Genomic DNA, 20279 nt, shown 5'->3' with positions numbered 1-20279 from the left:
TCCGGTGACCCGGCCGGCCCGCCGCGGCAGCCCTGCGGGACGCCTCGCGGAACGTATCTGCGCTTCCTCCGACCTCCTCCCTTCGCCCACCGCGACACCGCAGTCACGCTACGCTCACGAGGATCCCGACACGGACAGGCAACTCGACATCAGACAGACAGCCCACACCAGCAGCACCACTGCGCAGCAGAACGGCACAAGGCGACGAATGCCCCAGCACACCTCCGGGTCCGACCGGGCGGCGATCCCCCCAGCCGCCGGTGACGGTGGCAGCGTGCGGCCGCCCGCTCCCTCGACGCTCGACGAGCTGTGGCGGTCGTACAAGGCGACGGGGGACGAGCGGCTGCGGGAGCAGCTGATCCTGCACTACTCGCCGCTCGTGAAGTACGTCGCGGGACGGGTCAGCGTGGGCCTGCCCTCCAACGTCGAGCAGGCCGACTTCGTCTCGTCCGGGGTCTTCGGCCTGATCGACGCGATCGAGAAGTTCGACATCGACCGCGAGATCAAGTTCGAGACGTACGCGATCACCCGGATCCGGGGCGCGATGATCGACGAGCTGCGGGCGCTGGACTGGATCCCCCGCTCGGTGCGGCAGAAGGCCCGCAACGTGGAGCGGGCCTACGCCACGCTGGAGGCGCGACTGCGCCGGACGCCGACGGAGGGCGAGGTGGCCGCCGAGATGGGCATCGAGGTGGAGGAGCTCCACGCGGTGTTCAGCCAGCTGTCGCTGGCCAACGTGGTGGCCCTGGAGGAGCTGCTGCACGTAGGGGCCGAGGGCGGTGACGGGCTGAGCGTCATGGACACGCTGGAGGACACCGCCGCCGACAACCCCGTGGAGGTCGCCGAGGACCGGGAGCTGCGGAGGCTCCTGGCGAGGGCGATCAACACGCTGCCCGAGCGGGAGAAGACCGTGGTCACGCTGTACTACTACGAGGGCCTGACCCTGGCCGAGATCGGGAACGTGCTGGGCGTGACCGAGAGCCGGGTCAGCCAGATCCACACCAAGTCGGTGCTCCAGCTGAGAGCCAAACTGGCGAGCTTCGGCCGCTGACCTGACCGGATGGCGGCGGGCCGGCCGGAGTCCCTCCCGCCGGGGCCGGCACGTCCGTAGAGTGGTTGACGTGCCAAGGATTCGAGCGGCCTCCGTGGCCGAGCACCGGTCGATGCAGCGAGCCGCCCTGCTGGACGCGGCTCGTTCCCTGTTGTCCGAGGGTGGTACGGAGGCGCTGACCTTCCCGGCCCTCGCCGAGCGGACGGGCCTCGCGCGGTCCTCCGTCTACGAGTACTTCAGGTCACGGGCGGCCGTCGTCGAGGAGCTGTGCGAGGTCGACTTCCCCCTCTGGGCGGCGGACGTGTCGGCGGCGATGGAACGGGCGGCGACGGCCGAGGCCAAGGTCGAGGCGTACGTGCGGCGGCAGCTGGAGCTGGTGGGGGACCGGCGGCACCGGGCCGTGGTCGCGATCTCCGCGAGTGAGCTGGACGCGGGGGCGAGGGAGAAGATCCGGGCGGCGCACGGGGGGCTCGTCGCGATGATCGTCGAGGCGCTGGGGGAGATGGGGCACGAGCAGCCCCGGCTCGCGGCGATGCTGGTGCAGGGGGTCGTGGACGCGGCTGTGCGGAGGATCGAGCTGGGGGCGGCGGAGGAGCCGGAGGCCATCGCGGAGGCGGCGGTGAGTATGGCCCTGCGGGGCGTACGGGGCTGAGCCGCGTCGGTGCCGGGGGCCGGGTGGGCACGCGGCCCGGCGGCACGACTGCCCGCAGCTGAGTCAGTACACCGGCAACAGCCGGGAGGGACCCCTGTGCAGAAGCCACGGGGGCAGCAGTGACAGGGGGTTCAGGTAGGTCTCCCCACGTCGCAGTCCCCAGTGCACGCACGTGGCCGCGCAGTGCGAGCCACTGGTGTCCACCGCGCCGATCACCTCGCCCGGTTCCACCTCTTCGCCCTCCTCCACCGACGCGGTCACCGGTTCGTAGGTCGTGCGCAGGGGTGGGTCGCCGGTCCCCGCGAGTTCCACCGAGACCACCCCCTTGCCCGCCACCCGCCCCGCGAAGGACACCCGTCCCGCCGCGACCGCCCGTACCGGTGCCCCGGGGGCCGCTGTCAGGTCCACGCCCCGGTGGCCCCGGCCGTAGACCGTCGCCGGGGGCTCCCAGCCGCGCAGCACCCGGGGGCGTAACCCCACAGGCCAGGCGCGTCCCACCGTCGGCACAGTGGCGTCCCCGGCAGGTGAACCGGCCGCGGACAGGCGCGGTGGCGGGGCCAGCAGGGCCGTCGCGGTGAAGACCAGCAGCAGGATCACGCGCGTGCACACGCGTACACATCGGTTCGCTCGCATGCGGAAAGCGTCCCGGATACGAGCCCGTCACAGCCTCTCGTTGTGGATCACGCACCGGTTGTGGACAACGGCGTCACCCGGGGCCCCGCGGGTCCCGTACACTTCTGGTGGCGACCCGGGTCACCGGGTCGACTTCGCACGCCCCTATACGCAGCCCGGAAACGGGCCGTATCAGCGCCCCTCGGTCCCTAGTGGCACGGCGCGCAGTGGGCGTCAGGCGCGGAAGCCGTCCGGCATCCGCGGCACAACCGAGAAACTCAAGGAGATACGGCCATGGCCGTCGTCACGATGCGGGAGCTGCTGGAGAGCGGCGTCCACTTCGGTCACCAGACCCGTCGTTGGAACCCGAAGATGAAGCGCTTCATCTTCACGGAGCGCAACGGCATCTACATCATCGACCTGCTCCAGTCGCTGTCGTACATCGACCGCGCCTACGAGTTCGTCAAGGAGACCGTGGCCCACGGCGGCACGGTCATGTTCGTCGGTACGAAGAAGCAGGCGCAGGAGGCCATCGCCGAGCAGGCCACCCGCGTCGGCATGCCCTACGTCAACCAGCGCTGGCTGGGCGGCATGCTCACCAACTTCTCGACCGTCTACAAGCGTCTGCAGCGCCTGAAGGAGCTGGAGCAGATCGACTTCGAGGACGTCGCGGCCTCCGGTCTGACCAAGAAGGAGCTCCTGGTCCTCTCCCGCGAGAAGGCCAAGCTGGAGAAGACCCTCGGCGGTATCCGCGAGATGCAGAAGGTGCCCAGCGCCGTCTGGATCGTGGACACCAAGAAGGAGCACATCGCCGTTGGTGAGGCCCGGAAGCTGAACATCCCGGTCGTCGCGATCCTCGACACCAACTGCGACCCCGACGAGGTCGACTACAAGATCCCGGGCAACGACGACGCGATCCGCTCCGTCACCCTGCTCACCCGCGTCATCGCCGACGCCGTCGCCGAGGGCCTCATCGCCCGCAGCGGTGTCGCCACCGAGGGCAAGGGCGAGAAGGCCGCGGGCGAGCCGCTCGCCGAGTGGGAGCGCGACCTGCTCGAGGGCGAGAAGAAGGCCGACGAAGCCGAGAAGCCCGCCGAGGCTCCGGCCGCCGAGGCCCCCGCCGCGGAGGCCCCCGCTGCCGAGGCTCCGGCCGCCGAGGCCGAGCAGGCCTGATCCGTCAGCGTCCGTGTTGACGGCGGGAGCGGTACCGCGCTCACCAGCGCCTCCGGCGCGGTGAGAGCCGCTCCCGCCGTTCACCCGTAGGTCATCGGAGCGTCTACGGCCCCCGCTACTCCAGGGCCGTGGACCCCGTAGATCTTCGATCTTCCAGACTTCGAGAAAGATTCACAGACTCATGGCGAACTACACCGCCGCCGACGTCAAGAAGCTCCGTGAGCTCACGGGCGCCGGCATGATGGACTGCAAGAAGGCGCTGGACGAGGCCGAGGGCAACGTCGAGAAGGCCGTCGAGGCGCTCCGCATCAAGGGCCAGAAGGGCGTCGCCAAGCGCGAGGGCCGCTCCGCCGAGAACGGTGCCGTCGTCTCGATCATCGCCGACGACAACTCCTCCGGTGTCCTGGTCGAGCTGAAGTGCGAGACGGACTTCGTCGCCAAGGGCGAGAAGTTCCAGGCCGTGGCCACCGCCATCGCCGAGCACGTCGCCAAGACCTCCCCGGCCGACCTCGAGGCCCTGCTCGCCTCCGAGATCGAGGCCGGCAAGACCGTCCAGGCGTTCGTGGACGAGGCCAACGCCAACCTGGGCGAGAAGATCGTCCTGGACCGCTTCGCGCAGTTCGCCGACGGCTACGTCACGGCGTACATGCACCGCACGATGCCCGACCTGCCCCCGCAGATCGGTGTCCTCGTCGAGCTGGACAAGCCGAACGCGGAGATCGCCAAGGGCGTCGCCCAGCACATCGCCGCCTTCGCGCCGAAGTACCTCTCCAAGGAGGACGTGCCGGCCGAGGTCGTCGAGTCCGAGCGCCGCGTCGCCGAGGAGACCACCCGCGCCGAGGGCAAGCCCGAGGCCGCCCTGCCGAAGATCGTCGAGGGTCGCCTCAACGGCTTCTTCAAGGACGCCACGCTGCTCGGCCAGCCCTACGCGCTCGACAACAAGAAGTCCGTCCAGAAGATTCTGGACGAGGCCGGTGTCACCCTGAAGCGCTTCACGCGCATCAAGGTCGGCATCTGAGTCTGAGTCCGTACCGCGGTCGGCGCGCGACCCCGATAGGGTCGACAGCAGTCGTCCGTGTACGCCGTCACATGGGTGGCGGACGACAGCAGATCTGACGAGGAGGCCATTGCCGTATGGGATGCGAAACACGCCCCACCGGCAATGGCCTTTCTCGTGTGTGCAACACGTGAAAGAGGCGGGATCCCCCATGACCACCAAGGCCCAGAAGAGCGACGACGGCAAAGTGCGCGGCCGGTTTCTGCTGAAGCTGTCCGGGGAGGCCTTCTCCGGCGGTGGGGGCCTGGGCGTCGACCCCGACGTGGTGCACAAGATCGCCCGCGAGATCGCGGCCGTCGTCCGCGACGGAGCGCAGGTCGCGGTCGTCATCGGCGGCGGCAACTTCTTCCGCGGTGCCGAACTCCAGCAGCGCGGCATGGACCGGGCCCGCTCCGACTACATGGGCATGCTCGGCACCGTCATGAACTGCCTCGCCCTGCAGGACTTCCTGGAGAAGGTAGGGGTGGACTGCCGGGTGCAGACCGCCATCACCATGGGCCAGGTGGCCGAGCCGTACATCCCGCTGCGCGCCGTACGGCACCTGGAGAAGGGCCGCGTGGTCATCTTCGGTGCCGGTATGGGCATGCCGTACTTCTCCACCGACACCACCGCCGCGCAGCGCGCCCTGGAGATCGACGCCGAGGCACTGCTGATGGGCAAGAACGGCGTGGACGGGGTCTACGACTCCGACCCGAAGACCAACCCGGACGCGGTGAAGTTCGACCACCTCGGCTACGGCGAGGTCATCACCCGCGACCTGAAGGTCGCCGACGCCACCGCCGTGACGCTGTGCCGCGACAACAAGCTCCCGATCGTGGTCTTCGAGCTGCTGGCGGAGGGCAACATCGGGCGCGCCGTCAAGGGTGAGAAGATCGGCACGCTGGTGGGGGACCCCGGCAGCCGGGACTGAGACCCGAGAACAACCCCGTCCGGGGGACGGACGGGACGGAGCCGGGCCGGGGGATGGACAATGTCCCGCCGGTCGGGAACCGTTCAGAAGAAGACGCGACGCAGCCGGCCGCCGCCCACATGGAACCGCAGCCGGGCCTACTCACACGCAGGAGCAAGTGGTGATCGAAGAGACCCTCCTCGAGGCCGAGGAGAAGATGGAGAAGGCCGTCGTGGTCGCCAAGGAGGACTTCGCCGCGATCCGCACCGGCCGTGCGCACCCGGCGATGTTCAACAAGATCGTGGCCGACTACTACGGCGCGCCGACCCCGATCAACCAGCTGGCCTCGTTCTCGGTGCCCGAGCCGCGCATGGCCGTGGTGACCCCGTTCGACAAGAGCGCGCTGCGCAACATCGAGCAGGCGATCCGCGACTCCGACCTGGGCGTCAATCCGAGCAACGACGGCAACATCATCCGGGTGGTGTTCCCCGAGCTGACCGAGGAGCGCCGCCGCGAGTACATCAAGGTCGCCAAGGGCAAGGGCGAGGACGCGAAGATCTCGATCCGCTCCGTGCGCCGCAAGGCGAAGGAAGCCATCGACAAGCTGATCAAGGACGGCGAGGTCGGCGAGGACGAGGGCCGCCGTGCGGAGAAGGAGCTCGACGACACCACCGCGAAGTACGTCGCGCAGGTGGACGAGCTCCTGAAGCACAAGGAAGCGGAGCTGCTCGAGGTCTGATGAACGACTCTTCCTGGGGGGCGCCGCCACAGGCCGGGTACTGGGGGCCCACCGACCAAGGGCATGGCCGTGGGCCTGTCCAGAGCCCTGGCCACGGGTATGTCCAGGGAGCCGCTCCGGCGGGTCCCGCATACGATGCGCATACAGCGCCTCAGACTCGCCCCATGCCGATCGTGCCCGACACAGCCGGCTTCGGCGGCAACCAGGATGACGACCGGGGGGCGGCTCGGCCGAGCGGGCCCCCGGTCCGGAACGAGACGAATCCGGAGCCCATGCCCGACGCCGCACAGCCGGCACCCAAGCCGCAGAAGAAGAGCGCGGGCCGTGACCTCAGCGCCGCCATAGGGGTCGGCGTCGCGCTCGGCGCGGTGATCGTCGCGTCGCTGTTCGTCGTCAAGGCCGTGTTCGTCGGTGTCGTCGCGGTCGCCGTCGTGGTGGGCCTGTGGGAGCTGACCAAGCGGCTGGACGAACGCAAGGGCATCCGGGCACCCCTCGTGCCGCTCGCGCTCGGCGGTGCCGCGATGGTCGTCGCCGGTTACGTCCGGGGCGCCGAGGGCGCCTGGGTCGCCATGGCGCTCACGGCCCTCGCCGTGCTCGTGTGGCGTATGACGGAACCGCCCGAGAACTACCTCAGGGATGTCACGGCGGGTGTCTTCGCGGCGTTCTACGTGCCGTTCCTCGCGACGTTCGTCGCGATGATGCTGACCGCGGACGACGGGCCGCAGCGGGTGCTCACCTTCCTGCTGCTGACGGTCGTCAGCGACACCGGCGCCTACGCCGTCGGCTGGCGCTTCGGCAGGAAGAAGCTCGCCCCGCGCATCAGCCCCGGCAAGACCCGTGAGGGCCTGGTCGGCGCGGTCTCCTTCGCCATGGTCGCGGGCGCGCTGTGCATGGAGTTCCTGATCGACGGCGGCGCCTGGTGGCAGGGCCTGGTGCTCGGCCTCGCGGTCGCGGTGAGCGCCACGCTCGGCGACCTCGGTGAGTCCATGATCAAGCGGGATCTCGGCATCAAGGACATGGGCACGCTGCTGCCGGGTCATGGCGGCATCATGGACCGGCTGGACTCACTGCTGCCGACCGCTCCGGTGGTGTGGCTGCTGCTCGTGCTCTTCGTGGGATCCGGCTGAGCGGATCCCGCCCGGTGAGCTCCCGTCCGTCCGGGCGGGGGCTCACCGTCGTTTCGGGGAGGCGGCTCGGGACGCCGGGTGGGACGATTCAGGTGTACGTCGCAAAGGGGATCGTCATGTCCATCATTCGACAGACCATCGACGTCGACCGGCGTCCCGAGGACGTCTACGACTACGTCACGGACACCCCGCGCATGCCGGAGTGGCAGCTGAGCGCCGTGTCGGCGGAACGCCTCGACGAGGGGCCCTTCGGCATCGGCTCCCGGGTGCGGGTCACCCGGCACATGGGCAACCGTGTCATGCCGATGACCATGGAGGTCACCGAGTACGAACCGCCGCACATCTGGGGCATGCAGGGTGTCGACGGGCCCGTCCGGGCGCGGGTGCACGGCGAGGTCGAGCCGTTCGACGAGGGACGGCGCTCGCACGTCACGATCGAGGTCGACTTCGAGGGGCACGGCTTCGGCAAGATGCTCGTACCGCTCGTCGTACGCCCTCAGGTCCGCAAGGAACTGCCGCGTAACGAACAACTGCTGAAAGACCGGCTCGAGCGCGAGGGAGCGTAGAGGTTCCTCGGAACCGGTGCCGTCCCGGAGTCACTCCAGGAAGCTGAGCGCGGTGTCGGGGCGGCAGTAGGTGCACGCCGGCACCTGGTGGCGCAGGGCGTCGAGGGCCTGCGTCCGGGAGACACCGACACATCTGCCGCTCCTCGTCACCTTCCAGCAGTCGCCGGTGTGCACCGCGACCTGGTTCCTCTTGTCCAGCCCCCGCTCGATCAGCCACTCGGGCGGGGGCGGTCGCATCTCCTCGCCCCGTCGTGCCTCCGCCTCCCGGCGCTGCTCGTCGGCGATCCACCGGTCCAGCTGGGCCAGCGCGGCCCGAGCCTGCTGCACCACGACGCGGCGGGCGAAGAGCAGCAGATCAAGACGGGACGGCGAAGAATCGTTCACGCATTCGATTTTAGGTTGGACGGTGCGCGTGAGCGCCGTCGGCTCCGCAGACGGTGGGGAAGGAGCCTCCGACGGGGCCGCGGGGCGCGCGCATGCCCAGCCCGGGCCGTCGGCGGACGGGGTGGAATCAGTCGCCCGTGGGCCAGGTCGGGCCCTGGTCGGTCCAGATGACGCCCCTGTTGCGGCACAGGCAGAAGGGGTGGCCGAACGGGTCGGTGTAGACCCGCCAGCCGTAGCCGTTGGGGCCGATGAAGTCCTGCCTCAGCGTCGCGCCGAGGTCGAGGACGCGGCGCTGCTCGGACTCGATCTCGTCCACTTCGAAGTCGAGGTGGAACTGCTTGGGGTGCCCGCTGTCGGGCCACTGCGGAGCGCGGTAGTCGTCCACCCGGATGAATGCCAGCTCGATCTCGCCGAACCGGATGCCGGCCCAGTCCTCGGAGCTGCCTTCCTTGATCGGACGGCCCGTCACCTCGGAGTAGAAGGCCGCCAGCTTCATCGTGTCCGGGCAGTCGATGATGAAATCGGTGAGTCGCAGCATCTCGCGATCTTTTCACAAGCTCACACTCGACGTCGCGACGTGGTGAGGCTGCCGGCACGACGGCCGCAACCGCCAGGTCAGGGTCCGGCTGGACGAGTGGCGGGGAGCCGGCGGGTGATCGAACCCGGGCCGCCTCCGGGTCGTCGGAGGGCGCTCAGCGGCGACCGGCGACGACCGCTGACCACAGCCGTCACCGACAGCTGCAGGTCACACTCGTGCTCACCTGGGTCCAGAACCAGAGGGGGCGGCCGAGCCGCAGCCTGGCGGACCTGGCCAACAGGCTGCATGTCATCTGAGCTGGGCACTCTCGGCTGCATGGCACTGAACGCACAGGAAGCGAAGATGGCGCATCCGCGCATGGCAGCGGGCGCGCTCTTCTTTGATGCCGCGGGGCGGGTCCTCATGGTGGAACACACGTACAAGGACTACTGGGAGATCCCCGGCGGGTACGTCGAGACCGGCGAGTCTCCGCTGCACGCGGCCGTCCGAGAGGTTCAGGAAGAGCTGGGGATCAAGCCACCCATCGGGCGCCTGCTCGCGGTCGACTGGGCCCCGAACGAGGCCGAGGGCGACAAGGTGCTGTACCTGTTCGACGGCGGCCAGCTCAGCCAGGAGCACCTGGCGGGGATCGCCCTGCAGGCCGACGAGCTGAAGAGCTTCGCCTTTCTGTTCTCGGAGCAGATCACGGAGCGCACCATCCCGCGACTGGCCCGACGCATCCTCGCGGCGGCCGAGGCCAAGTCCGAGTCTGCCCCGGTCTACTTGGAGCATGGCCAGAGGCCGGAGAGTCGAGCTGCGTGATCACGCAGGACTGACCGCAGTGCGGTAAGAATTTCCCTACATCCATCAAGGCCCGCGCACGGCGCGGGCGCGCGCCGCCTCTGCGGCGCGGCCTGCCTCCTGTCTGCGCCCCGGCTGGCCGCGCCCGGCGGCGCGCTACGTGCAAGCGGGCAAAAGGCGGGACGTCATCCGCGAGCACAAGATAATGCCTCCGACGGGGATCGGCCGGCCATCGGGGGCAGGGGGCACCGTCGCCCGCCGCGAGTTCGTGGGTGGTGTCAGGTGGTGGGGCTTCTGTCCCGTACGTCATCGACCCGGGCAGAGCCGAGCAGACGCGGCCCAGGGGCGTCAAGGTCGTTCGTACAGTGGCGCGCTCCACCTTGACGCCCCTGAACCACGCCCGCTCCACGGTGTGTGGGTCGACGGCGTACGGGACAGAAGCCGGGGGCCGTCGCGTGGTTGCCGAAAGACGCCCAGCCATTCCGGACCTGCCGTACCCTACTAGACCACACAAGGAGCGAGGAAATGCTTGAAGAATTACTCGAAGACGTGCAAGCTGCAGGATTTGAAATACGCGAAACGGAGAAAGGGTTCGCCTTCCGTGTCCCCTGCTCTCCGGCGACGCTATTCTTGCAGCGGATCACTGATGAAGTCGTCTATGCGGCCATATATTTGCGCACTACTTCATGGGAATGGAATGGTGAGCGATCAGACCTGCATGACGCATTCTCTACAATTATCGCCGCATACTTCGCCGTTAATGAAGTCGCTTCTTGCGGACTCCATGACGTGCCACATCCGGCAGGTGCCCCCGACGGTGAAGTCTACGCCCGCTTCATTACTTTCGATCAACCAGGAGGTGGTTACTTCAATGTTGCAAAGTCAACTCGCGAACTCGAGGAGGTAATTGCAACCCTCTATTCCGCAGAGCTGTTCCTGCATAATTACCTCCCGATGCATCCAGGAATAACAGACCCTGAAACTCCTTGGGATTCGGTTGAAGAATGGCAAAGTGAGGCAGGTCGCGCGCTAGGTGAAGCCGCAGATTCCATCCAAGATGCTTTCGGTATTCGAGAATCCCCCGAATGGGCCTACTATAGGTGTGCATCCGAAGACGTCTCAGTCTTTCGCAGTCGACAGGTGTCAAGGATGTTCCAGGAACTCGCGAATGTCTCAGAAGTCAAGAATCTGCAAGGCGTGAGCGGGCACCTGCAGATTAGAGGTGACCTGCAGAATTACGTCGCCACCCAGAAAATCGATAGGGCCGGAAGGATTCTGCGCGAGCTGGGCGAAGAGAGTGCTCCTCAACTTGCAACGACCATCGCTCTGGAGAACTCACTCATTTTCCCTCATGGGGAATTGACGATCCTGGTAGGCTCCGAAAGTGGCCGAGGGGGATTCGATAAGGAGCGCAACCTCGTGCTTCCCCGACATAGGGACGAAGTGGATTTTCTTTTTCGCGGCGTAACGTATTCATGGGCATCCCGTGTCGACGGCGGAAGATTTCAAGACCTGGTCCAAGATCTTCTTGAACGAGAGCCTGGGGTCGTATCGGTACGCTCGGTGGGGAACGCTAACGAAGGTGATGGTGGACGCGACCACCTTGTCGATTGGTTCACTCCAATTCAGGACGATAACGTAACGGTAGACAACGCGGTCAATCTGACGCGGAAAATGAAAGTAGTCGTTCAATGCAAGGCGTTGAAGGCCAGCATTGGAAAATCCAAGATTCCGGATATTCTGGACACCCTGGATCGTGAAGATGCGACAGGCTATCTACTCGCGGCGTCAGGGAGCGTCGGTGTAACGGCCATAGATCACCTGCTGCACCTGAGGAAGAAGTATCGATTCTTTACGGATTGGTGGAGTCGGCATGAGATCGAAGAAAGACTTCAAAGGAATCCGGATATCGAGAATAAATATCCTGATATCGTAAAGCGCGTCTTGCTGTAGCGATCAGCGTTAGGTCAGAGGCGCTCTGGCCCATGGCCGAGCCTCGCCCCTGGGCCGTCCCTGGACCGTGCGAGGCCGACCAACGCCGACAGACGGCATCCACAGGTGACCACCCCCACCCCACTCTGGCCTGGGCTCCCCGAGTTGATCTGCGACACTGGGTGGGTTATGCCGAAGCCCGGAGAACTCACTTTCGTCGCCCCCCGCGGAGCCAAGAAGCCGCCGCGGCATCTCGCTGATCTCACTCCCGCCGAGCGCAAGGAGGCCGTTGCCGCCGTCGGGGAGAAGCCGTTTCGCGCCAAGCAGCTCTCACAGCACTACTTCGCGCGGTACGCGCACGATCCGGAGCAGTGGACCGACATCCCGGCCGGGTCTCGCGGCCGGCTCCAGGAGGCGTTGCTGCCTGAGCTGATGACGGTCGTGCGGCATCTGTCGACCGACCAGGGCGCGACGCGCAAGACGCTGTGGCGGCTGTTCGACGGGACGCTCGTCGAGTCGGTGCTGATGCGGTACCCGGACCGGGTGACCATGTGCATCAGCTCGCAGGCCGGGTGCGGGATGAACTGCCCGTTCTGTGCCACCGGGCAGGCGGGGCTGGACCGGAACCTGTCCACCGCCGAGATCGTGCATCAGATCGTGGACGGGATGCGGGCCCTGCGGGACGGAGAGGTGCCGGGTGGCCCGGCGCGGCTCAGCAACATCGTGTTCATGGGGATGGGCGAGCCGCTCGCCAACTACAACCGCGTCCTCGGCTCGATCCGGCGGCTCACCGACCCCGAGCCGGACGGGGTGGGGCTGTCGCAGCGCGGGATCACCGTCTCGACGGTCGGGCTCGTCCCGGCCATCCACCGGTTCGCCGACGAGGGTCTCAAGTGCCGGCTGGCCATCTCGCTGCACGCGCCCGACGACGAGCTGCGCGACACGCTCGTGCCCGTGAACACGCGGTGGAAGGTCCGGGAGGTGCTGGACGCCGGGTTCGAGTACAGCGCCAAGTCGGGGCGGCGGCTGTCCATCGAGTACGCGCTGATCCGGGACATCAACGATCAGGCCTGGCGCGGTGACCGGCTCGGCCGGCTGCTCAAGGGCAAGCCGGTCCACGTGAATCTGATCCCGCTCAACCCGACGCCGGGGTCGAAGTGGACCGCCTCGCGGCCCGAGGACGAGAAGGCGTTCGTGGAGGCCATCGCCGCCCATGGTGTGCCGGTGACGATCCGGGACACCCGTGGACAGGAGATCGACGGGGCGTGTGGTCAGCTCGCGGCCACCGAACGGTAGTCTGACCGTCGTACGTATACATCTGCATATTCCGACAGGGGAGCGCCACAGCGCTGAGAGTGCGGCACAGGGCCGCAGACCCTCCGAACCTGGCCCAGGTCATTCTGGGTAGGGAGATCGGTCACCACTCGAGCTGTTGCGCCCTGCCCGGGACTCCGGAGTCCCGGGCAGGGCCGCGTCTTCTCCTGGTCCTCCAGGAGGAATCCAGTGAGCAACAAGAAGAAGCGGCTGACGGCGGCGGCCGTCGGGCTGGGACTGGTCGGCACGCTCGGCGCCTGCGGGTCGTCCGGCGGCGGTCAGGCGTCCGGCGACTCCAAGACCGTCACCCTCGTCAGCCACGACTCGTGGGCCGCGTCCGAGGACGTCATCGCGGCCTTCGAGAAGCAGTCCGGCTACCAGGTGAAGGTCCTCAAGGACGGCGACGCCGGGCAGGCCGTGAACAAGGCCATCCTGACCAAGGACAACCCGCAGGGCGACGTCTTCTTCGGTGTCGACAACACCCTGCTCTCCCGCGCCCTCGACAACGGCCTCTTCCAGCCGTACGAGGCGAAGGGCTCCGAGCGGATCAAGGCCGAGTACCGGGCCGACCAGGAACGGCACCGGGTCACGCCCGTCGACACCGGCGACATCTGCGTCAACTACGACAAGAAGTACTTCGCCGACCACAAGCTCGACCCGCCGCGCACCTTCGACGACCTGGTCAAGCCGCAGTACAGGAACCTGCTCGTCACCGAGAACGCCTCCACCTCCTCACCCGGCCTCGGCTTCCTCCTCGGCACCGCCGCGAAGTACGGCGACGAGGGCTGGCCGGGCTACTGGAAGAAGCTCAAGGCCAACGGCGTGAAGGTCGTCGACGGCTGGGAGCAGGCCTACAACGAGGAGTTCTCCGGCTCGGCCGGCGGGAAGAAGGCCAAGGGGGACCGGCCGCTGGTGGTGTCGTACGCCTCGTCGCCGCCCGTCGAGGTCGTCTACGCCGACCCCAAGCCGAGCGCGGCCCCGACCGGCGTCGCCGAAGGCACCTGCTTCCGGCAGGTCGAGTACGCCGGGCTGCTGAGCAACGCGAAGAACCCCGAGGGCGGCAAGGCGTTCCTGGACTTCCTGGTCTCCGAGCGGTTCCAGGCCGACATGCCGCTCAACATGTTCGTGTACCCGGTGCGCGAGGGAACCGAGGTGCCGCCGGAGTTCACCGAGTACGGACCGCAGGTCAAGGATCCCGCGACCATGGACCCGGCGAAGATCGCCGACAACCGTGACCAGTGGGTCAAGTCGTGGACCTCGCTCGTACTGAAGTAACCGGCCGGACGCGGGGCGCGGCGGTGCGGCTCGGGCTCATCGCCGTGCCCGTCGCGTTCTTCGCCGTCTTCTTCGCCTACCCCGTCGCCGCGATCGTGGGGCGCGGTCTGAACGTCGAGGGGGCCTGGCGGTTCGGGCGGATCGGCGAGGTGCTCGCGCAGTCCGACGTCCGGCACGTGCTGTGGTTCACCACCTGGCAGGCGGTCGTCTCGACCGCGCTCACCCTGCTCGTCGCGCTTCCCGGCGCCTACGTCTTCGCCCGTCTGCGATTCCCGGGTAAGCAGCTCCTGCGGGCGGTCGTGACCGTGCCGTTCGTGCTGCCGACGGTCGTCGTCGGTACGGCGTTCCTGGCGCTTCTCGGGCGGGGCGGGCTGCTCGACGAGGTGTGGGGCGTACGGCTGGACACCACCGTGTGGGCGATCCTGCTGGCGCACGTCTTCTTCAACTACGCGGTCGTGGTACGGACCGTCGGCGGGCTCTGGGCTCAGCTGGACCCGCGGCAGGAGGAGGCCGCGCGGATGCTCGGGGCATCGCCCCTGAAGGCCTGGCGGCAGGTCACGCTGCCGGCGCTCGCGCCCGCCGTGGCCGCCGCAGCGCTCATGGTCTTCCTGTTCACCTTCACCTCCTTCGGTGTGGTCCAGATTCTGGGCGGGCCGACCTTCTCGACCCTGGAGGTGGAGATCTACCGGCAGACGTCGGAGATCTTCGACCTGTCCACGGCGGCCGTGCTCACGCTGATCCAGTTCGTCGCGGTGGGCGCGATCCTCGCCCTGCACGCCTGGACCGTGCGGCGGCGGGAGAGCGCGCTGCGGCTGGTGGACGCCTCCGTGACCGCCCGCCGCCCGCGCGGCGCGGGGCAGTGGATGCTCCTGGGCGGCGTGCTGGTCACCGTCGCCGTGCTGCTGGTGATGCCGCTCGCCGTGCTGGTCCAGCGGTCCCTCGACGCGCCCGGCTTCGGCTACTACCGGGCGCTGACCAGCGACGACGGGGGAGTGTTCCTGGTCCCGCCGATCGAGGCGATCGGCAACTCCCTGTCGTACGCCGTCGCCGCCACCGTGATCGCCGTGGTGATCGGAGCCCTCGCCGCCGTCGCGCTCACCCGCCGGGACGCCGGGCGGTTCGTGCGCGGCTTCGACGCGCTGCTGATGCTGCCGCTCGGGGTGTCGGCGGTGACCGTCGGCTTCGGCTTCCTGATCGCCCTCGACGAGCCTCCGCTGGACCTGAGGTCCTCGTGGATCCTGGTGCCGCTCGCGCAGGCGCTGGTCGGGGTGCCGTTCGTCGTCCGGACCATGCTTCCCGTGCTGCGGGCGGTGGACGTGCGGCTGCGGGAGGCGGCAGCGGTCCTCGGGGCCTCGCCCTGGCGGGTGTGGCGCGAGGTGGACCTGCCGATGGTGCGGCGGGCGCTGCTGATCGCGGCCGGATTCGCCTTCGCGGTGTCGCTCGGGGAGTTCGGGGCGACGGTGTTCATCGCGCGGCCGGACCAGCCGACGCTGCCGGTCGCGGTGGCGCGGCTGCTGGGGCGGCCCGGCGAGCTGAACTACGGCCAGGCGATGGCCCTGTCGACGATTCTGATGGTGGTGTGCGCGGTGGCCCTGCTGGTGCTGGAGCGGCTGCGGACGGACCGGAGCGGGGAGTTCTAGATGCTGCTGAGCCTTCAGGGCGCGACGGTCCGTTTCGGCGGGCGGGCGGTGCTGGACGCCGTCGATCTGGAGGTCGCCGAGCACGAGATCGTGTGCGTGCTCGGGCCCAGCGGCAGCGGCAAGTCGACACTGCTGCGGGCGGTGGCCGGGCTGCAGCCCCTCGACTCCGGGCGGGTGTCGCTGGACGGGCGCGACCAGGCCGGCGTGCCCGCGCACCGGCGTGGCGTCGGGCTGATGTTCCAGGACCATCAGCTGTTCCCGCAGCGGGACGTGGGCGGAAACGTGGCCTTCGGGCTGCGGATGCGCGGGACGTCGAAGGCGCGACGGGCCGATCGCGTCCAGGAGTTGCTGGCCCTCGTCGGCCTGCCGGGCGCGGGCCCCCGGGCCGTCGCCGCGCTGTCCGGCGGGGAGCAGCAGCGGGTGGCACTGGCCAGGGCCCTCGCGCCGAGCCCCCGGCTGCTGATGCTGGACGAGCCGCTGGGCCAGCTCGACCGGTCGCTCAGGGAGCGGCTGGTCGTCGAACTGAAGGAGTTGTTCGGCCGGTTGGGCACCACGGTGCTCGCCGTGACGCACGACCAGTCAGAGGCCTTCGCGCTGGCCGACCGGGTCGTGGTGATGCGGGACGGCCGGATCGCCCAGTCCGGTACGCCCCTCGCGGTGTGGCAGCGGCCCGCCGACGCGTTCGTGGCCCGCTTCCTCGGCTTCGAGAACGTGGCCGAGGCGATGGTAGGGGCGGAGGCCGCGGACACGCCGTGGGGCAAGGTGCCGGTGCCGGAGGGCGCCCCGCAGGGCAGCCGGACCGTCCTGGTGCGGCCCGCGGGTGTGCGGCTGGTGCCCGTCGGCGAGGGCCTGGCCTGCACGGTGACCGCCCGTACCTTCAAGGGCACCCACGTCCTGGTCCACCTCCAGCCGGATGATGCCCCGCGCCTGGAGGCGGCGTGTGCGCTGCGGGCCGCGCCGGAGGTCGGGGACGAGGTCGGGGTGGAGTTCGACGCGGCAGAGATCGCGGTGCTCGGCTGACGTCCCGCGCACACGGGATGTGGCCCGCCCGATGGATCAGGGGCGGGCCACATCTCGTGGTGTGCAGGCGTCAGTTGTCGTTCTTCGCCCCGCGGCGGCGCGTGCCGAAGAACACCGCACCGCCGCCCACGGCGACCAGGACCGCCGCGATGCCGGCGATGAGGCCGGTGTTGGAGTCGGCGCCGGTCTCGGCGAGGTTGGAGTCACCGGTCGAGGGCGCGGGCGGGTTGCCGGCCGGCGTGGTGCTCTCGCTCTCCGACGGCGCCGGAGCCGGGGCACCGGTCTCCTCGGCCGGCTTCGAGGGGGAGGCCGAGGGGGTCGCAGTGGCCGAGGGGGTCGCAGTGGCCGGGGGAGTGGCGGCCGGGGGAGTCGACGCCGGGGGCTCCTCCTTTTCCTTCTTCTTGCAGGCCGTGGCCGGGGTGACGAGGTTCGGCTTGATGTCCTCGTCGACGTACCCGGTGGCCTTGACGTGCACGCGGTACTCCGCGTCCGGCTTCCAGTTCTCGGCGAACGAGATGGTGGTGCCCTCGCGTGAGCCCTTGACCTCCTGCTCGCCGACCTTCTTCACGTCGGCGCCGTTGTTCTCCAGGTACACGGTGACGGTGGCCGGGACACCGGCCGGGTCCGCGTCGGTGACGGTGATGACGCCCTTGCCGCCGTCACACTTCGCCTCGGCGGAGAACTCGTCGATGTCGCCGGCGAGCGCGTTGCCCGCGGCGCCGAGCGTGAGCGCGGCCGAGGCGGAGGCGACACCGAGGATCCGCACGGAACGTGCGACGCGCGAGGTCGAACGGCGGGATACGGACAGAACTGCCACGTTTGTCCTTACAGGATGTGAAAAGCGGGGGGCTGCGGTGGTGCTGACTGGACATCAGCACTACCGGGAGACTCACAGGTCTATAAGCGCCGCATAAGCAGTGTCAACGCGCATGGGGTCTGCAAGCACTTGCTTTGCCTTCTTATTAACCGCCAAGACGTTTCAACGCCTCCGGCGCCTGCTCGATCCGCTCCACGAGAGCGATCCGCCCCTCCATCGACCGGCCCTTGGCCAGCGACGTCAGCAGCGGCCACGTCGGCAGACGCTCCGTCCAGTGCGCGCGGTTCACGAGCACCATGGGCGTCGGCTCGCCGCGTGACTCGTAGTAGTTCGGCGTCGCGTTGTCGAAGATCTCCTGGACGGTCCCGGCGGCACCCGGCAGGAACACCACACCCGCGTTGGACCGGGCCAGCAGGCCGTCCTCGCGGGTGGCGTTGGCGAAGTACTTGGCGATGTGCGTGGCGAAGGCGTTCGGCGGCTCGTGACCGTAGAACCAGGTCGGGATGCCGACGGAACGGCCGCCGTCCGGCCAGCGGGTCCGTATCTCGAAGGCGGCCGCGGCCCATTGGGTGACCGACGGAGTGAAGCGCGGGGCCTTGGCGAGCAGTTCGAGTGACTCGGTGAGCATCTCGTCGCCGAACGGGGCGGCGTAGGCGCCGAGGTTCGCGGCCTCCATCGCGCCCGGGCCGCCGCCGGTCGCGACGGTGAGACCGGCCCTGGCCAGCTCCCGGCCGAGCCGCGCCGCACCCGCGTACTCCTCCGTGCCGCGGGCCATCGCGTGGCCGCCCATCACGCCCACGACCCGGGCGCCGGAGAGGAGTTCGTCGAGCGCGTCCGAGACGGAGTCGTCGTGGACCGCGCGCAGCATGGACGCGTAGATGTCCCTGTCCGCCTTCGTCCGCTGGAACCAGGCGTACGCGCGGGCGTCGGGCGTGGCCTCGTAGCCGTCCGGCAGCGAGGCGAACAGTTCGTCCGGCGAGTAGACCAGGCCGCGGTACGGGTCGAAGGGCAGGTCCGGGACCGGCGGGAAGACCAGGGCCCCGTCCGCGCGGATCTTCGCGGCGGCCTCCTCGCGCATCGCGCAGCCGAGGAAGACCGCGCCCGCCGTGTCCGTGGTGAGCAGTTCGCGCGTACGGTCCGTCAGGTCGACGGCCTGGACGCGGTATCCGGCGAGCGTGCCGCGCGCCGAGACGGTGGCGTCGAACTCCTCCAGTGTCTCTATCTCACGGTCGTCGTGGTGAGCCGCATGGGCGGGCATCGTCTGCACGCGCCCATGCTAGTGCCGGGGCGAACGTCGCCTGCCGCGGCACCAGGCCCCACCGTTCAGCCCTGGACGGCGGCCGGGTCCATCCACACGACCTCGAAGGTGTGGCCGTCCGGGTCGTCGAAGGCGCGGCCGTACATGAAACCGTGGTCCTGGGTCTCGCCGGAGACGGAGCCACCGGCCGCGACCGCCTTCCCGACCAGCTCGTCGACCTTCTCGCGGCTCTCGGCGCTCAGCGCGATCAGCACCTCGCTGGTCTGCTTGGAGTCCGCGATCTCCTTCTTGGTGAACTGCAGGTACTTGTCCCTGGTGTGCACCATCACGACGATGGTGTCGCTGATCACCACCGAGGCTGTGCTGTCGTCGCTGAACTGCTCGTTGATCGTGTAGCCGAGCTCCGTGAAGAACTTCTTGGAGGCCTCGACGTCACCGACGCACAGGTTCACGAAGATCATCTGCTGGTACATGCGCGGTCTCTCCCAACGGGTCCGTGTCGTTACGCGGGGATAGACCGGGCGCCGGCGCGGAACTCATCGCCGTACGGAGATTTTTTTCGTGCGGGTTTCTCAGCGCGCCAGGGGCAGGGCCGTCAGGTGGGCGACCGCCAGGGTGAGGGGGCCGAACAGGGCGAGCAGCGCGCCCGCGCGCACGGCCGCGGCACCGCGCAGCACCGCCGCCGGGGCGCCCAGGCGCAGCAGCGCGGCGGTGGTGTCGGCGCGGGCCTGCCGGGCCTCGACGGCGGCCGTGAGGAGGGTCGCCAGGGTGCAGCCGGCCACCAGGAGCACGCCGAGGGTGGTGAGCGGACCGAGTGACAGCCCGTCCGGGCCGTGCAGCAGCGCCATGGCGATCGCGGCGGACAGCACCGCGCAGACCACGCCCAGGGGGCGGCCGATACGGGTCGCCTCCGTCATGAGGATCCGGCCGGCCAGCAGCCGGAGAGCGCCGGGGCGGACCGACTGCAGCAGTCGCCCGCACAGGTGGGTCAGGCCCGGGCCGGCCAGGGCCAGACCGACGGCGGCGAGCACCCAGCCCGCCAGGACGCCGGGTGAGGCGCCGGAGAAGGTCGGATCGGGGGGCGTGGGGGCGGTCCGGCTGGTGTAGGTCTCCACGGCGAGACCCGCGGCAAGGAGGGTGACACCCCAGGGGAGACCGCCGGGAGCGGCGGGGGCGGCGGGAGCGGCGGGGGCGGCGGGAGCGGTGTCCGGCGGGACCGCGTGCGTAGCGGCGGGGTCGTCACCGGTGTCCGGTGCCGCGGGGTCCCCGGCCTTGTGCCCGTCGGGCCTCGCCGGGTGCGGGGCGGACTGCTCGGCCCCACCCCCGACCGCGCTCGCGGCGCCCATGGCGTCCGCGGCCTGCGGGTGCGGGCCGCTCTGCTGAGCGGCACCCGCGGCCACGCTCACCGCGGTCCCGGCGCCCGGGACGGCCGATCCGGTGACCGCCGCCGCAGCG

20 protein-coding genes, 1 pseudogene and 1 riboswitch are annotated in these 20279 nt (G+C 69.2%); of the genes and pseudogenes, 14 read left to right on the top strand and 7 right to left on the bottom strand.

Going from position 1 to position 20279, the window contains the following annotated elements; all coding sequences use genetic code 11:
• The first annotated feature begins 208 nt into the window (after nucleotides 1–208).
• Both whiG and IE212_RS28935 read left to right on the top strand, forming a co-directional pair.
• The gene (gene whiG / locus IE212_RS28940) at nucleotides 209–1051 is read left to right on the top strand and encodes an RNA polymerase sigma factor WhiG (protein WP_190200926.1); all 843 of its coding nucleotides are present in this window, start codon (nucleotides 209–211) and stop codon (nucleotides 1049–1051) included.
• Nucleotides 1052–1145: 94 nt separating this feature from the next.
• On the top strand, nucleotides 1146–1703 hold the full coding sequence (locus IE212_RS28935; protein WP_190200991.1) for a TetR/AcrR family transcriptional regulator: 558 nt from the start codon (nucleotides 1146–1148) through the stop codon (nucleotides 1701–1703).
• Nucleotides 1704–1766: 63 nt separating this feature from the next.
• On the opposite strand, the gene IE212_RS28930 is transcribed toward IE212_RS28935, so the two are convergent.
• The gene (locus tag IE212_RS28930) at nucleotides 1767–2336 is read right to left on the bottom strand and encodes a M23 family metallopeptidase (protein WP_190200925.1); all 570 of its coding nucleotides are present in this window, start codon (nucleotides 2334–2336) and stop codon (nucleotides 1767–1769) included.
• 273 nt (nucleotides 2337–2609) lie between these two features.
• Between IE212_RS28930 and rpsB the strand changes: the two genes are divergently transcribed.
• The 6 genes from rpsB to IE212_RS28900 all read left to right on the top strand — a co-directional run bounded on the left by rpsB (nucleotide 2610) and on the right by IE212_RS28900 (nucleotide 7866).
• Nucleotides 2610–3488, top strand: coding sequence for a 30S ribosomal protein S2 (gene rpsB, locus IE212_RS28925; protein WP_190200924.1), 879 nt, complete (start codon nucleotides 2610–2612; stop codon nucleotides 3486–3488).
• 181 nt (nucleotides 3489–3669) lie between these two features.
• Nucleotides 3670–4506: a translation elongation factor Ts gene (tsf, locus tag IE212_RS28920; RefSeq protein WP_031120911.1), complete on the top strand. Its 837-nt coding sequence runs from the start codon at nucleotides 3670–3672 to the stop codon at nucleotides 4504–4506.
• A gap of 190 nt (nucleotides 4507–4696) precedes the next feature.
• The gene (gene pyrH, locus IE212_RS28915) at nucleotides 4697–5455 is read left to right on the top strand and encodes a UMP kinase (protein ID WP_190200923.1); all 759 of its coding nucleotides are present in this window, start codon (nucleotides 4697–4699) and stop codon (nucleotides 5453–5455) included.
• A 160-nt stretch (nucleotides 5456–5615) separates the two neighbouring features.
• Nucleotides 5616–6173, top strand: a complete 558-nt coding sequence (gene frr, locus IE212_RS28910) for a ribosome recycling factor (RefSeq protein WP_006136598.1) — start codon at nucleotides 5616–5618, stop codon at nucleotides 6171–6173.
• The gene (locus tag IE212_RS28905) at nucleotides 6173–7300 is read left to right on the top strand and encodes a phosphatidate cytidylyltransferase (RefSeq protein ID WP_190200922.1); all 1128 of its coding nucleotides are present in this window, start codon (nucleotides 6173–6175) and stop codon (nucleotides 7298–7300) included. The genes frr and IE212_RS28905 overlap by 1 nt, the downstream gene beginning before the upstream one ends.
• A 116-nt stretch (nucleotides 7301–7416) precedes the next feature.
• Nucleotides 7417–7866, top strand: coding sequence for an SRPBCC family protein (locus IE212_RS28900; protein ID WP_190200921.1), 450 nt, complete (start codon nucleotides 7417–7419; stop codon nucleotides 7864–7866).
• 30 nt (nucleotides 7867–7896) lie between these two features.
• Here the strand turns inward: IE212_RS28900 and IE212_RS28895 are convergent, their stop codons facing one another.
• Nucleotides 7897–8250, bottom strand: coding sequence for a DUF6233 domain-containing protein (locus IE212_RS28895; RefSeq protein WP_190200920.1), 354 nt, complete (start codon nucleotides 8248–8250; stop codon nucleotides 7897–7899).
• A gap of 127 nt (nucleotides 8251–8377) precedes the next feature.
• Complete coding sequence (locus IE212_RS28890; protein WP_190200919.1) at nucleotides 8378–8788, bottom strand: VOC family protein; 411 nt, start codon at nucleotides 8786–8788, stop codon at nucleotides 8378–8380.
• Between the two features lie 315 nt (nucleotides 8789–9103).
• Between IE212_RS28890 and IE212_RS28885 the strand changes: the two genes are divergently transcribed.
• The 6 genes from IE212_RS28885 (at nucleotide 9104) to IE212_RS28860 (ending at nucleotide 16749) form a co-directional block, all read left to right on the top strand.
• Nucleotides 9104–9589 carry an NUDIX domain-containing protein gene (locus tag IE212_RS28885; RefSeq protein WP_190200918.1) on the top strand — a complete coding sequence of 162 codons (486 nt, stop codon included), beginning with the start codon at nucleotides 9104–9106 and terminating at the stop codon, nucleotides 9587–9589.
• A 504-nt stretch (nucleotides 9590–10093) separates the two neighbouring features.
• Nucleotides 10094–11521 (top strand): restriction endonuclease, encoded by a 1428-nt coding sequence (locus tag IE212_RS28880; protein ID WP_190200917.1) that lies wholly within the window; start codon nucleotides 10094–10096, stop codon nucleotides 11519–11521.
• 168 nt (nucleotides 11522–11689) lie between these two features.
• Nucleotides 11690–12796, top strand: a complete 1107-nt coding sequence (rlmN, locus tag IE212_RS28875) for a dual-specificity RNA methyltransferase RlmN (protein ID WP_190200916.1) — start codon at nucleotides 11690–11692, stop codon at nucleotides 12794–12796.
• Nucleotides 12797–12822: 26 nt separating this feature from the next.
• Nucleotides 12823–12929: riboswitch (TPP riboswitch) on the top strand.
• A gap of 74 nt (nucleotides 12930–13003) precedes the next feature.
• Nucleotides 13004–14089, top strand: a complete 1086-nt coding sequence (locus IE212_RS28870; RefSeq protein WP_190200915.1) for a thiamine ABC transporter substrate-binding protein — start codon at nucleotides 13004–13006, stop codon at nucleotides 14087–14089.
• Complete coding sequence (locus tag IE212_RS28865; protein WP_190200914.1) at nucleotides 14065–15729, top strand: ABC transporter permease; 1665 nt, start codon at nucleotides 14065–14067, stop codon at nucleotides 15727–15729. Before IE212_RS28870 ends, IE212_RS28865 begins: the two co-directional genes overlap by 25 nt.
• Nucleotides 15730–16749: an ABC transporter ATP-binding protein gene (locus tag IE212_RS28860; RefSeq protein ID WP_190200913.1), complete on the top strand. Its 1020-nt coding sequence runs from the start codon at nucleotides 15730–15732 to the stop codon at nucleotides 16747–16749.
• A 70-nt stretch (nucleotides 16750–16819) separates the two neighbouring features.
• On the opposite strand, the gene IE212_RS28855 is transcribed toward IE212_RS28860, so the two are convergent.
• From IE212_RS28855 to IE212_RS35185, 4 genes and pseudogenes are all read right to left on the bottom strand, one after another.
• A complete protein-coding gene (locus IE212_RS28855; protein ID WP_190200912.1) occupies nucleotides 16820–17566 on the bottom strand; it encodes an LAETG motif-containing sortase-dependent surface protein in 747 nt (248 codons plus the stop codon).
• Between the two features lie 145 nt (nucleotides 17567–17711).
• Nucleotides 17712–18833 (bottom strand): LOG family protein, encoded by a 1122-nt coding sequence (locus IE212_RS28850; protein ID WP_190200911.1) that lies wholly within the window; start codon nucleotides 18831–18833, stop codon nucleotides 17712–17714.
• A 56-nt stretch (nucleotides 18834–18889) separates the two neighbouring features.
• The gene (locus tag IE212_RS28845; protein WP_190200910.1) at nucleotides 18890–19297 is read right to left on the bottom strand and encodes a VOC family protein; all 408 of its coding nucleotides are present in this window, start codon (nucleotides 19295–19297) and stop codon (nucleotides 18890–18892) included.
• Between the two features lie 99 nt (nucleotides 19298–19396).
• Nucleotides 19397–20279 (bottom strand): annotated as a pseudogene (locus tag IE212_RS35185) (hypothetical protein); the annotation flags it as partial.

It is taken from the genome of Streptomyces djakartensis (assembly GCF_014651075.1).
GTDB lineage: Bacteria > Actinomycetota > Actinomycetes > Streptomycetales > Streptomycetaceae > Streptomyces > Streptomyces djakartensis.
This window is presented reverse-complemented; position numbering and strand designations above follow the sequence as displayed.

Bases quoted from the DNA above. Each gene is read 5' to 3' on its own strand.
- IE212_RS28900 (WP_190200921.1), top strand. From the start codon at position 7,417: ATGTCCATCATTCGACAGACCATCGACGTCGACCGGCGTCCCGAGGAC.
- IE212_RS28845 (WP_190200910.1), bottom strand. From the start codon at position 19,297: ATGTACCAGCAGATGATCTTCGTGAACCTGTGCGTCGGTGACGTCGAG.
- pyrH (WP_190200923.1), top strand. From the start codon at position 4,697: ATGACCACCAAGGCCCAGAAGAGCGACGACGGCAAAGTGCGCGGCCGG.
- IE212_RS28885 (WP_190200918.1), top strand. From the start codon at position 9,104: ATGGCACTGAACGCACAGGAAGCGAAGATGGCGCATCCGCGCATGGCA.
- tsf (WP_031120911.1), top strand. From the start codon at position 3,670: ATGGCGAACTACACCGCCGCCGACGTCAAGAAGCTCCGTGAGCTCACG.
- IE212_RS28880 (WP_190200917.1), top strand. From the start codon at position 10,094: ATGCTTGAAGAATTACTCGAAGACGTGCAAGCTGCAGGATTTGAAATA.
- IE212_RS28905 (WP_190200922.1), top strand. From the start codon at position 6,173: ATGAACGACTCTTCCTGGGGGGCGCCGCCACAGGCCGGGTACTGGGGG.
- IE212_RS28890 (WP_190200919.1), bottom strand. From the start codon at position 8,788: ATGCTGCGACTCACCGATTTCATCATCGACTGCCCGGACACGATGAAG.
- whiG (WP_190200926.1), top strand. From the start codon at position 209: ATGCCCCAGCACACCTCCGGGTCCGACCGGGCGGCGATCCCCCCAGCC.
- rlmN (WP_190200916.1), top strand. From the start codon at position 11,690: ATGCCGAAGCCCGGAGAACTCACTTTCGTCGCCCCCCGCGGAGCCAAG.
- rpsB (WP_190200924.1), top strand. From the start codon at position 2,610: ATGGCCGTCGTCACGATGCGGGAGCTGCTGGAGAGCGGCGTCCACTTC.
- IE212_RS28860 (WP_190200913.1), top strand. From the start codon at position 15,730: ATGCTGCTGAGCCTTCAGGGCGCGACGGTCCGTTTCGGCGGGCGGGCG.
- IE212_RS28930 (WP_190200925.1), bottom strand. From the start codon at position 2,336: ATGCGAGCGAACCGATGTGTACGCGTGTGCACGCGCGTGATCCTGCTG.